Source organism: Streptomyces colwelliae (assembly GCF_048158785.1).
Classification (GTDB): Bacteria; Actinomycetota; Actinomycetes; order Streptomycetales; family Streptomycetaceae; genus Streptomyces.
In genome coordinates this window covers 1-12,136 of sequence record NZ_JBLTJC010000318.1, presented here as the reverse complement: position 1 = coordinate 12,136, position 12,136 = coordinate 1, and the positions used below count along the sequence as shown (strand labels likewise).

The window sequence follows — 12,136 nt, the reverse complement described above, 5'->3', positions numbered from 1 at the left end:
AGCAGAAGGTCGCGTACGAGCAGCGGCAGGCGGAACTCGCACAGGTTCGAACCATCGGCGTCGAGCATGAAGCGGAGCAGTTACGACAGTTGCTGCGGGACGCCCTGGTAGGGGATGCGCCAGCTTCCTTCGAGCGGTTGCGTCGCTTGTACACGCCGACAGCGTTCGATGAACGTCCCTGGTCTCGCCCGGAACTCGCGCCGCGGTGGGAAGAATTCGCCCCACCTGAGCCCGGCAAGCTATCGGCCCTGCTCGGGCTGGGCAAGAAGAGATACGACACCGAACTGGCGGCTTCTCAGGAACGCTTCCGCGAGGCACAGGAACACCACCAGCGCGCGGAGGAGAAACGGCGCACCGCGCTGGAGCGGAAGCGGATCGCGCACGACCTGCGGGAGGTCCAAGCGGCGCGGGAAGCGCAGGAGTTCAACGAGGCCTTGGACCAGCGGCGTGAGAGATATCGCGCTGGAGAAGCAGAGGCGGTCGAGTGGTTTCTAGGGGAGGTTCTGGACGCCTCCGCCTATCCAGCGGGATTCCCACGAGGACATCGCATCGCGTTCCGCGCAGCAACCGGCGACGTACTGATCGAGATCCAGCTCCCCCTGGAGGAGTGTGTTCCGGCCGCGCGAGGCTACAAGTACATCAAGTCTCGCGACGAAACGACGGCGGTCCCCCGTCCGGAGAAGGAGCGCAAGGAGACGTACGCGTCAGTCCTCGCCCAAGTGGCGCTGCGCACCGTTCATGAGGTCTTGGCCAGCGACACGGGCAAGATCATTACTGGTGTAACGCTCAACGGTCACGTGAAGACTGTCGACCGCGCTACGGGGCAAGAGGTCTCACCCTGCCTGATCACTCTCAGCACGAGCAGGGACCAGTTCGCGACGCTGCGACTGAGCCAGGTCGACCCGGTCCACTGTCTGAAGCACCTCAACGCACTGGTGTCGCCGAATCCATACGATCTGGAGCCCGTCAGGCCCATCATCGAGTTCGACCTGTCGAAGTACCGGCTGATGGACAGCATGGACGTCGTCGCCGGCCTCGACAGCAGGCCAGTACTCGTGCAGTTGTCGCCGACGGAGTTCGAACACCTGATCCGCCAGCTCTTCGAAGCGATCGGCATGGAGGCATGGAACACCCAGGCGTCGAAGGACGAAGGAGTCGACGCCGTAGCCATCAGCAAAGACCCCGTCTTCAACGGCGAGTGCATCATCCAGGCCAAGCGCTACAGCAAGCTCGTCGGAGTCGAATCCGTCCAAGCCCTTGCCGGGGTCGTGGAACACAAGCGAGCCGCGAAAGGCATCCTGATCACCACCTCATGGTTCGGCAGGGCAAGCCACGAATTCGCCCGGCAGCATGGCCGGCTTCAGCTCATCGAAGGTCCCGAGCTGAAGTACCTCATCAAAGAGCATCTCGGAAAGGACGTGATTCCAGGGCCGGTTCCGCCCAAACGTCGCTCCTGACAACGAGCTCCAGGCCAGCGAATCGTGACGACATGGGCTGGCCAATGCCTCGACTGCCGCACCACAACCGCACCAGATCCAGCGGGGAACAGCGGGGAACCACGGTGAAGCAGCCCAGCCCGACGAGGCCGCGCCCGAACCAGCCCCAAATGCCCACAGCTTCCCAAGCTGATGGCGATGTGCAGCCATCTATGAGATCACCAGCAAAACTATCCACATCAGGGCGGCAAACGAGGGTAGTGCATACACGATTAGTGGCAGCGAACTCCAACCCGGTGGCCGACACGTCAAAGTCTCCGCATACTCAGAGAACAATGCGGTTGCGCGGCGTTGTATCGCTCGAAAGTACTTAAAATATCGGTGTCCGACGTACAACCAGCCAACCGTGGATACGATCCCGAACGCTGCGATCACCTGAGCGGAGGGCAGGTTTCTGTCACCAGAAGCCAGGATGGTGGCGTAGGCCACGGCCAAGAGGGACTGAGCTACCAAGAACAGGTTGCCCTGCTGGTAGCGCACATTGTCCTCGTGAAGGCAGTGCTGCCACAGCCGGTCGCCTGCGGCCGCCTGGCGTGCGTTCGCTTCATCGGTTGATTCCCCCATGAGAGCTTCTTGCCCTTCCGCTGAGCGGAACTACCCCGTCCGTAAGTGAATCGCGGCAGAGGCAGTGCGGCAGCGAAGTACAGCGACCCCTGCGAACAACTTGCATGCCCCCCATTGGTCGATCTCTGTACAGCTACGGATCAGAATATTCTGACATTTGCGGCTGGCCCCAACGAGGATAGAGATGCACGCCCGCTGCGGAGTCGATACTGCACACTATGTTTCACCAATGACGTAGTTACCGAAGTAATTGGACCACGGTAGTAAGCAAGCTAGCCAAAGAGGCCACTACGACACCAAGAAGAATATATTTCTGAGATGTAGCGTGCAGACGCGCTGAACGCTCAGCCTCTGCTCGACCGGTGACAAAATCCAACAACGCTCGAAGTGTGTCGGCGTCTAACTCTTCTCCAGTTCCATCTTGAGTGGGCTCTGGATCACTTAGTAGTGCAAGGTTCTGAGTGTTTGGGGGCTGCTGACTAGCAGGATCTTCCCCCCGAGGCCTTCTTCGCGCAAAGCGTGCATGCAAGGTATAAGAGTTTTGTGGACCAACTCCAGTGGGATACAAGTTCGCACTCTTTCTAAAAATTCCGGGAAATTCATTAAGTGCCTGTGTCACGGCCATTTCGGATAGACCAAGATCTTGGGCCAGCCCGTTGGGGGAACGACTGCGCCATCTCGTTAATCCCATGTATGTAATTAGCGCGATCAGCGTGTCAAGTTGTTCGTCGTAGGGTGATGCCTCAGCCATCTCGCCAGTTTGATGCCTCCCGTTGATGGCGAAAAGAGGGCGAAAACGCCCAGAAAAGAATATACTCACAATAGGAACAAGTCTCCGCCTCCGCCCGAGCCCCTCACTGCAACAGCACCAGGTCTAGCGGGGATCAAGGTGCAGACGACCGACGGGATGACGCTCACGAGGTCCCACGCGCCCAGATCGGGTTGCCGACCTGGCCCCGGCGCCCACGCAGCTTTTCAAGCTGATGTAGCAGTTGGCCTGCCGTTCGTCCGGGCTGCGGCGCTGGGGCGCCGGTCCCGGCCGAGCGCCAGGCCAACCAACCGTCGAGGAGCAGTTCATGCCACGGGCGCTTCCCGAGGTGGTGGCACAGACACGTTCATCGTCGTGTCACGCGGCTCCGCAGCCAGTCCCGTCGCAATCAGCCTCGCCAACAGCTCGGCCGCTTCAGGCCGAACGGTCCCGAGCTGCACGATCCCGTCACCGAAGACGTTCACGTCGGCCACCAGGCCGACGAAGTCGGAGTCCAGGCCGAGCAACACGAGCTGATCAGCCAGGGTGCCAGCGCCTCGCCGTGCGCGGTTCCAGCCGCGTACGTAGGGCACGCCAGGTGACAAGTTCTCGGCTCGTTTGGCCACCACTCCGCGCCGGTCGGTCATGGCGTCAGGCCCTTCCCTCGTGTTCTTCGGCAGTGGACGATCCGTGACTTCCGTCGTTTCTGTCTCGGCGGTATCCGCTTGCCAGCGCCAGGCGAAGGAGTTCCGCGAGGCGCTCAGCCGTTGCCGGGGACACGCGGCCCAAGTCCACGAGGCCGTGCCCGAAGGCGTTCACGTCCGCGCGCAGGTAAGGGAAGTCCTTCTCCAGGCCGGCGCGAACGAGGACGTCTCGCAATGCGGTGGTCGCGTCTCGGGCCGCGTACCAGCCGTCGCTGTCGAGAGGCGACCACGCGGCAGCGTCGCGCTCGTGGGTCGGCTCATCCGGCATCTGTGGTCGTCTCCTCAGGGAGGGCAACGACCGCCGAGTAGGGCGTCGGATACTTCTCGTCGAAGCGGTCCATCCTTGCAAGGAGTTCCGCGGAGGCAACCAGGACGGTTGCGAGGGCGACCGGGCGCCGCGGATTGGCTTCCGGTCGGCGGGTAGGTGCGCGAAGCCATTGGTAGCGGTCCTCGGACAGAGGGATGGCTCCGGGGACGACGATGGCGCAGCCGTCGTCGAGGTACCGGTACGACGGTGGCGATGACGTTTCGCGTTCGAGGTAGTACGTGAAGACCTCGCGGCCCTGCGAGCCCAGAAAGAAGCCGACTCGCTGCGCCCTGCGGTCGACGACCGCCGGCCCGAACAGCATGCCATTTCGTCGAAGACGGTCGAACATCTCCAACCCGAGACGCTGGTCCACGCTCAGCACGTCGAAAAAGCGGCCGGTCGACAGCGCGCAGGGCCTTCGGGGATCGTCCGCCCACACTTGCCGACACTCGACGGGATCGTCCGCTGCGGCGGAGAGCCACTCCATGCCACTTCTGGTCATCCTCTGCACGTCATCTCACCTCGGTCAGAACCCAGTTGCGGCCGCAATGCCGCCTGGTGTCCAGACTCAGGGGCACCACCCTGGTGAGGGCAGATGACGAGAGGTGACGGGGGATGACACGTCCCGAGTGCACGCGTCATCCCCCGTCACGGGTCAACAACCCGCGAACTCCGGTTACTTGCAGCGCGCACCGGTGAACAGCGCGTACATTCGGTCGAGAAGCCAAAGAATCGCGTGCCCCAGAAGTCGCACCCATGTACAAGTGGGGAGGGAACGGTCACGTCCTCGCTGGAGCCGATCAGCGTTCACTTACGGCAAGCCCGTGTAGGTCGCGGCTGGAGTCAGCCGCGGTTGGTTCGGGAGCTGTGTCAGGTTGCGCTCCGCCGTGGCCACCAACTTCCGTCGGACGCCAGTGTGAAGCGCCGTATTGCCAGTTGGGAGAACGGGCACAGCACGCCGGACGACTTCTACGGTCCGCTTCTGTGTGAGGCGTACGGCCTCAGCGCCGCCGAGTTGGGGCTGAACCACGAGGGCGAGCGAGACACCGGACTCCTTGACGCCAGTTATCCGGCGAGCCCCGAAGGGGCCATCGAGACCGTCGGCCTGCTGTGGCGCGCTGATCTGAACCGCTACGAGCCCCTGTTACAGGCCGAGCCGTCCGAGCCCGCATGGAACGAAGCCTCGCTTCGGTGGCTGGTCGCACCCGAGCCGGCCGTTCCTCGGCAACATCGGGATGGAATGCGCGTCGGATTCGGAGACGTAGCCGCCATCAAGACCACCGCGGACATGTTCGCCGAGTTGGACGACCGTTTCGGTGGCGACCACGCTCGGCACGCAGCCGTCCAATACCTCAGCACCGAAGTGACACCGCTCCTGCGCGGGCAGTACACCGAGCAAGTCGGGCGGGCCTTGTTCTCCACCGTGGCCGAGGCAACTCTCCTGGCCGGTTGGATGTCCTACGACGCCTGCCGACACGGCTTGGCACAGCGGTACTTCCTCCAGGCCCTCCGACTGGCCCAGGACGCCAACGACCGTCGGCTCGCCGGGAGCATCCTGTCTGCCATGAGTCATCAGGCGACGTTCCTCGGTCGCTACACCCAGGCCGCGACACTCGCCCGTGCCGCCCTGATGGGCATCTCCCCCGTGGCTACTCCGACACTGCGCGCCCAGTTCCACGTCATGGAAGCCCGCGCTCTTGCCCGAACTGGCGACGTGCGAGCCTGCGAAGCCGCTCTGAGCGCAGCCACCAGGGCGTTGGAGAGCCGCAACAGCGACGACGAGCCCGAATGGATCAGCTACTTCGACGAGACCGAACTTGCCGCCGAGGCCGCGCACTGCTTCCGTGACGTCAACAGCGCACGGCAGGCCGTTGCCCACGCCGAGAACGCCATGAGCGGCAGTCACGTACGAAGCGACTTCTTCGCCACGATGGTTCTCGCCGACGCGCACCTACGTGCCGGCGACGTCGAGGAGGCATGCAGAGTGGCACTCGATGCCCTCGACCTCGGCGAGCAGCTCAAGTCAGCTCGATGCGTCAGCTACCTCGCCGAGTTTCGGCAGGGCCTCGCAGCCGTCGGCAACACCACCGAAGCGCGAGCCTTCACGGAGCAAGTCGGAGAACACAGACTCTGGGTGGCGTCCGAGGCTCACGTCAGTGTCTAACTCCCGCACATAGGACGGCCGCTCAGAACGGGCCCCACTCATCTCGTCCCTCGCCGGTACGCAGTGACCGCACGCGCCGCGCGAACTCCGCCGCGGAACGCTCGCTGCCGGCGACCTGGTGGCCGAGCCAGGACACCATCATCAGTTCACGGAGATCCGCCAAGGTCTCGTAGCCGGGCCAGTTCATCAGGTCGAAGCCATACCGGTGAACGAACTCGGCGTACTCGGCCTTCGTGTGCCAGCCGTACCGGTCGTAGAACATCGCGGTCTGGATCAGATCCCACTCGCGCGGAGCTAGCGCGAAGCCGTCGAGGTCGATGAGTACCGCGTGACCGTCCCGGTGGCGGAGCACGTTGCCGATGCTCGCGTCCCCGTGGATCATCCCGAAGGGGAGGACGAAGTCCAGCCGGTCGTAGTCCTTGTGGAGCTTTGCGGCACGGTCCTCCAGGAACGTGCGGTCTTCCTCCGGGACGCCGTCCATCTGCCTCAGAGAGCCCGACAGCTTCGCGAACGGGTCGAAGTACGGCAGCCTCAAGGACTCGGGTTCCTCAAGCCAGTGGAGACGGCGGAGCAGGTCGGCCAACTCGCCTACCGTGGCGTACTCTTCGCGCTCCTGCACGCTCTCCCAGATGGTCACAACCCGGCCGCCGATCACCAACGGTTGCGTGATGCCCGCCGGCACCCGAGTAGCCGGAAGGTCTTCCGCCTCCAGCCACCGCGCAACCCGTACCGCCCGCTCCATGTCCTCCAGGACGTCGAGGTCACGAGCAACGCGAATGATGATCGGTGACTTCGATAAGCGGTACACGGCGTTGGAGCCGAGCCGCAGCAACTCAGCGCCGTCCGGGTCGAGTTGGGCTGTCGCGCACGCCTCGCGCAGGACAGCCCCGAGACCCTCCTCCGTGAACTCCGTGCCGCCGTCCTGGTCCCCGCCGCTGCCCGAGATCATGCCTTCGACCATACGGCGCCACCCTGCCGCTCAACAGGTCGCCCATGTGATAGGGGCGTGATGACCTTGCTCAGCGGGCCCCACAGATGCCACTCCCTCGCAGGTCAGACACCAAAAAGAGTCACGGTCTCACCTGGGCTCCGGAGCCGTGTGCGCAGGTTCGAATCCTGCCGGGGGCACCCCTTATAAGGTGCCCAAAGACCCCGCGATCAGCGCTTTAGCTGAAGACGGGGTCTTCGCGTTTATGCAGACGACTGCCGCCGAAAGCAGCCGTTTGCCAGTGATCACGTTGTAATAGCGTGTTGATCTTGAGGGGCTTCGCGGCAGGTCAGCGCGTGTTCGGCGTGCCTTCAACATACCCCTGTAGACCAACCGTCCGCCGGTCGTGTGAGTCAGATCAGACGTTGTCGCCGTTGGGGTGGAGGACGGCCTCAGCGATCTCACGTACACGGTCCTGGGTGATGCCAGTGCGCTGCTCGACGGCGAGGGGATGATCGGTGGGTTCCAGCTCGACGAAGGGACGCCGGCCGAGTGGACGGGTGTGTGCGTTCGTCTTCAGGTTGAGCGTGCTGGGCGAGTAAAGGCTCAACTCAGTGGTCAACCAGCCGAAGTACGGCTTCTCAGCTTCGCGACCGGGAGTGTTCCACATGTCCAGGGCTCGGGCGAAGTTGTCCCGGCTCAAGGAGACCCAGACGCCCCAGGAGAAGGGGTCTTCGCTGCCGATCACCGGTATCTCGATCAGGCCCTTGATGAAGCAATGCTGACCCTTGATGACGCACTGGTCGGAGGACAACATGCTGTCGGGATCGTCTGCGAAGTTCTGGTCCCAGACGTCAGGAGCCATGGTGGAGTAGCTCATCGGAAGCTCCGCGTGGTGCTCCCCGCAGCATGAGCATGTGAAGCCGAGATCGTTCGCCATGGCGGGGAGCTTAACCAGCCACTGATCACGCGCGATCGTCCACATACACGCAGACGGACCGGAGCCCCGGGCTAGGCAGCCCGGGGCTCCGGTCCGTCGGTCTTGCGGTTGTGTCAGTCAGTGAGGCCATCCACCTCCCCCAGGCACTGCATGATGCGCTCGTTCATCTCCTGCTCCTGGCCGTCGACGCACTTGGCGTAGATCTTGAGCAGCACGTCGACCGAGTGGCCGGCGCGTGCCGCCACTTCCGGTGCGGGCACACCGGAGTTGAGCCACTGGGACACGCCGGCGTGCCGCAGGTCGTACGGCCGGAAGGCGAGCACCGACGAGACCTGTTCGGGCAGGAATGCCAGCTCTCGCGTCTGCTTCCACACGCGCGAGTACGACGAGGCCGCTACGACGTTGCCCCGCTCACTGACGAAGAGCCGGCCGTCCTTGGCGGTGCCGAACTCCTTCAGATGCTCACGGAGCAGGCGCACCAGCGGAGGCGGGATAGACACGATGCGCACCTCACCCTCCGCACGCTGCTTCGGGCCCCGCCGGTCGTGCGCCTCCCCGGAGTCCGTCCACGCCTTGCCCGCCGCCGGTCGCGTCTTGGCCAGCTCGATACGACATTGCCGGCCGCCCGATGTCTGCGACGTAGGACAAGGTTCTCCAGCCCCTCTCGCCCCGCCGACGAATGGCAAACGGCGCGCCGCCCCTGGATGGGGAAGCGCGCCGCAGGTCTTACGTCACCTCATGGCGTCACGGGGTCATGGCGTCATGACGTCGTGGTGCAGGTGATCAGCGGTGGCCCCCGCCACCGTGACCGCCGCCGCCGTGGCCGCCGTGGTTGCCCCAGGACTTGTCGTCCACGAGGCGGCGGTGGTCGTTGCGGAGGGTGGCGGTGTCGGAGCGGTTGTCCCAGGTGTAGTTGTGGCGGTCCTGGTAGAGGTCGCGGCTGGTGTCGCGGCCCACCCCGGTGTGGATGCGGACGGTCGCGTGGCCGTCCAGGCGGTAGTGGCGGAAGGTGTAGGTCTGGCCGTCCTTGTTCGACAGCTTCCAGCCGTCGAGGTTGACGCTGCGGCGGTCGTGGTTGGTGATCTCCACCCACTCGTTGTTCAGCGAACGGGCGGAGCGGTCCTCCGGTCCCGGAGAGTCGTACTGCACGCGGCTGATCTCCACGCTCGGCCGGGCCGCGTGGTCGGCCGCGGTCGCCGGCAGTGCCGCCGCGCCGACGAGAGCGCCGGCAGCCAGAGCGGCTGCGGCCAGACGGCGGACGGACACGGAAGGTGAAGAGGTCACGGGTTCCCCCAGCATGGTGCGGGCACCTCCCTGGATACGGCTACGGCCGGATCCCGGGCTGTGCGGTGTGCGGGTGGCGGCCTGTTGGCCGCACACCCACACCTTCTCCACCGGACGGACGCGATATGAGCGATACGTGAATCACGTTACGAGTCGGTCGTATTTCCGTGACTGTCGCCTGTACCGTCCATTTATGCGCTTGATGCACCAGGTTGACGCCCTGGTAAGCCGACGAGCCTTGTGGGCACTGGGCCGACCTCCGCGATCGCCAGGGCGCGCCACCCCGGGCCCGTCGGGAGCGTCACCCGAAAGTGAGTAACGGCGGGCCTCCCACCTGCGCATTGTTACTGGTAGTAACAGATCTTCGCCGTTCCTGATGCCGGGTCACCGAAGACGGTGTTGGTGCACGGGGTGCCGCCCGTGAAACTGCCGTAGAAGTACTGGCCGTTGGCCCCGTACGCCACCTCGTGGGTGCCGGAGAAGGAGCAGGTGCCGTTCTCCGCCGCGCAGGTCGTCCAGGTCGCGAATGTCGGCGGTGGCGATACGACGTGGCAGGACTTCGCCGTGCCGGAGACCGGGTCGCCGAAGACCGCGTTGGTGCAGGGGGTGCCGCCCGGCAGCGTGGCGTAGCGGTACGAACCGGCGGCGCCGTACGCGACCGTCATCACGCCGGAGAAGGCGCATGTGTTGTTCTCGGACGCGCAGGCGGACCAGATGTTCGTTGCCGGGGGTGCCGCCTCGGCGTAGCAGGACTTCACCACTCCGGACGTCGGGTCGCCGAAGACGCCTGTGGTGCAGGGAGTTGAGCCGGTGGCCGTCGTGTAGGTGAAGCGGCCGCTCGCGCCGAAGGCCACCGCCGAGGTGCCGTTGAGCGCGCAGGTGCCGTTCTCGCTCGCGCACTGGGTCCAACTGCCGGGCAGGGCTTGGGTGGTGGAGCCGGTGGCGCTTCCCGTCGTGGTGTACGCCGCCACGTAGTCGACGCTCAGTGTGCCGCCCGACGATGTCGAGGACGTCGGAGTCGTGCAGCCGCAGGCCGCGTCGGGGAACGTGCCGCCCATCGCCAGGTCCAGGATGATCGACTGGTTGTGGTCGAAGGCCGCCTGCCAAGTGGCTGTGCCTACTTGGGCCTCGGAGACCGAGTAGTAGGCGTTGCCGTCCAGGTAGAACGTGATCGTCTCCGCCGATGTGTCGGTGCGGTCGAGGATCATCGAGTAGGTGTGGAAGCCGCTCTGGCAGCCGGAGCAGGCGCGCAGGCCGCTGCTGATACCGGTGCCCTCGTTGCAGGAGCCGCCCGGGGAGGTGCCGCAGTGGATGGTGCCGGCCACGTCGGAGAGGGCGTTGACGTCCTCCATGACGTCGATCTCGCCGTTCTCCGGCCACTGGCCGGGGCCCAGCATCCAGAACGCGGGCCAGTAGCCCAACCCGCTTGCGGGGCTTGGCTGTTGGATGGACGCGGTGACCTCCAGCCGGCCGCCCGCCGGTGCGCCCACGTTCGCGGTCGGGGTCTGGATCCTGCCCGAGGTCCACGAACTGCCGGAGCCCAGCGCGGTGATGTCCAGGTTGCCGTTGCCGTCGAGGTGGGTGTTGGCGGTGGAGTCGGTCATCGTCTCGATCTCACCGGTCCCAAAACCGGCACCCGGCCCGGTGTCGAACTTCCAGTTGGCCGACGAAGGAGCCGATCCCGCCGGGCCGTTGAAGTCGTCGGTGAAGACGGTGGACCAGCCGGAGGGGGCTCCGGGGGCGGCGGCCGTCGCGGGCTGGGCGGTCGTGGTGCCGTAGAGCAGGGCGACCATCGGGGCCAGCGTCGCCAGCCAGACCAGTCGCCTGGTGCGCGACCAGCGTCCGGTGGTGCGCATCCTCCTTGAGGTGAACTTCGGTCTGAACATCGTCCGGCCTTCCTCGGGAGAAGAGCATCACTGCACGTAGCAGGACTTCGCGGTACCGGACACGGGGTCGCCGAAGACCGCGTTGCCGCACCCGGTGGACCCGGAGACCGACCGGTACACGTACCGTCCGGCCGCGCCGTACGCCACCTCGTGGGTGCCGGAGAAGGTGCAAGTGCCGTCTTCCGCCGCGCAGTTGGTCCAGGTGGCGAAGGACGGCGGGGCGCCGATCAGGTAGCAGGACTTGGCGGTGCCGGAGGCCGGGTCGCCGAACACGGCGTTGGTGCACGCCGTACCGCCGGGCAGGGTCGCGTAGTTGAAGGAACTGCCGGCGCCGTAGGCCACCGTCATCACGCCGGAGAAGGCGCACGTGCTGCCCTCGGCGGCGCAGGAGGTCCAGACGTTGGTCGCGGGTGGGGCGCTCTGGCCGTAGCAGGACTTGGCGGTGCCGGAGACCGGGTCGCCGAAGACGGCGTTGGTGCAGGGCGTGGAGCCGGTCTCCGTCGCGTAGTTGAACCTGCCGCTCGCGCCGTAGGCCACGGCCGTCGTCCCGCTGACGGCGCAGGTGCCGTTCTCGCTCGCGCACTGGGCCCAAGTGCCGGGCAGCGCCTGCACAGTTGAGCCGGTGCCCCCGCCACCGCTGCTGCCGCCGGAGGTGAACGGCTGGAAGATCCGGGCGAAGTCACCGGTGTTCTGGCTGACGCCGCTGCACGTTCCGGAGGCCGAAGTCGAGCCGGGGCAGCCGCCGTTGTCGCGGTTCTGCGACCAGTACGACACCAGCGCGATCCCCCGCGAGGCGTCGAAGGCCTCGACGCTGCGGGCGTTGTCGAGGGTGAAGATCTCGCCCGCGCTGTCGTTCTGGCCGATCATCGGGGTGTTGCCGAGCTTGGCGTACGCGGCGGACGTGGAGATGCCGAACGCGCTCGCGACCTGGCTCGCCGCGGCGTCCACGGCCGTGTTGGCGGCGTTGCCCATGTCGGTGCCCGAGGAGCCGTAGTCCATGGTCATCAGGTTGACGACGTCCGGGGTGAAGCCGTTGGAGCGGGCATTGCTGAGGACGTTCAGTCCGTCGCCCGAGAGGCCGCTGGGGAGGGCCGGGAGGGTGAACGAGACAGACA

The 12,136-nt window shown here is 65.5% G+C and carries 11 protein-coding genes and 1 pseudogene; 2 read left to right on the top strand and 10 right to left on the bottom strand.

The window, feature by feature from the left end:
• Window positions 1-1,457 (top strand): restriction endonuclease (locus ACNFOC_RS41275; RefSeq protein ID WP_416964151.1); only part of this gene is annotated, 1,457 nt, incomplete at its 5' end.
• Window positions 1,458-1,646: 189 nt separating this feature from the next.
• Here ACNFOC_RS41275 and ACNFOC_RS41270 read toward each other — a convergent pair.
• The 4 genes from ACNFOC_RS41270 to ACNFOC_RS41255 all read right to left on the bottom strand — a co-directional run bounded on the left by ACNFOC_RS41270 (window position 1,647) and on the right by ACNFOC_RS41255 (window position 4,306).
• Window positions 1,647-2,060: a hypothetical protein gene (locus tag ACNFOC_RS41270; RefSeq protein ID WP_416964150.1), complete on the bottom strand. Its 414-nt coding sequence runs from the start codon at window positions 2,058-2,060 to the stop codon at window positions 1,647-1,649.
• Between the two features lie 1,074 nt (window positions 2,061-3,134).
• Complete coding sequence (locus tag ACNFOC_RS41265) at window positions 3,135-3,455, bottom strand: hypothetical protein (RefSeq protein WP_416964149.1); 321 nt, start codon at window positions 3,453-3,455, stop codon at window positions 3,135-3,137.
• 4 nt (window positions 3,456-3,459) lie between these two features.
• Window positions 3,460-3,780: a hypothetical protein gene (locus ACNFOC_RS41260; protein ID WP_416964148.1), complete on the bottom strand. Its 321-nt coding sequence runs from the start codon at window positions 3,778-3,780 to the stop codon at window positions 3,460-3,462.
• Window positions 3,770-4,306, bottom strand: a complete 537-nt coding sequence (locus tag ACNFOC_RS41255; RefSeq protein WP_416964147.1) for a bifunctional DNA primase/polymerase — start codon at window positions 4,304-4,306, stop codon at window positions 3,770-3,772. The genes ACNFOC_RS41260 and ACNFOC_RS41255 overlap by 11 nt, the downstream gene beginning before the upstream one ends.
• 249 nt (window positions 4,307-4,555) lie before the next feature.
• Between ACNFOC_RS41255 and ACNFOC_RS41250 the strand changes: the two genes are divergently transcribed.
• On the top strand, window positions 4,556-5,983 hold the full coding sequence (locus ACNFOC_RS41250) for an NsdA family TPR-like regulatory protein (RefSeq protein ID WP_521986346.1): 1,428 nt from the start codon (window positions 4,556-4,558) through the stop codon (window positions 5,981-5,983).
• Between the two features lie 22 nt (window positions 5,984-6,005).
• On the opposite strand, the gene ACNFOC_RS41245 is transcribed toward ACNFOC_RS41250, so the two are convergent.
• The 6 genes and pseudogenes from ACNFOC_RS41245 to ACNFOC_RS41220 all read right to left on the bottom strand — a co-directional run.
• Window positions 6,006-6,932: a phosphotransferase family protein gene (locus ACNFOC_RS41245; protein ID WP_416964145.1), complete on the bottom strand. Its 927-nt coding sequence runs from the start codon at window positions 6,930-6,932 to the stop codon at window positions 6,006-6,008.
• A 397-nt stretch (window positions 6,933-7,329) separates the two neighbouring features.
• Window positions 7,330-7,791: a DUF2199 domain-containing protein gene (locus tag ACNFOC_RS41240; RefSeq protein WP_416964152.1), complete on the bottom strand. Its 462-nt coding sequence runs from the start codon at window positions 7,789-7,791 to the stop codon at window positions 7,330-7,332.
• Window positions 7,792-7,964: 173 nt separating this feature from the next.
• Window positions 7,965-8,462, bottom strand: a pseudogene (locus ACNFOC_RS41235) (tyrosine-type recombinase/integrase); the annotation flags it as partial.
• Window positions 8,463-8,634: 172 nt separating this feature from the next.
• Entirely contained in the window at window positions 8,635-9,150 is a 516-nt protein-coding gene (locus ACNFOC_RS41230; protein ID WP_416964144.1) for a lamin tail domain-containing protein, read from the bottom strand.
• 329 nt (window positions 9,151-9,479) lie between these two features.
• A complete protein-coding gene (locus ACNFOC_RS41225) occupies window positions 9,480-10,991 on the bottom strand; it encodes a glycoside hydrolase family 16 protein (RefSeq protein ID WP_416964143.1) in 1,512 nt (503 codons plus the stop codon).
• 57 nt (window positions 10,992-11,048) lie between these two features.
• Window positions 11,049-12,136: glycoside hydrolase family 18 protein (locus ACNFOC_RS41220; RefSeq protein ID WP_416964142.1), on the bottom strand; the 1,088-nt coding region annotated here is incomplete at its 5' end.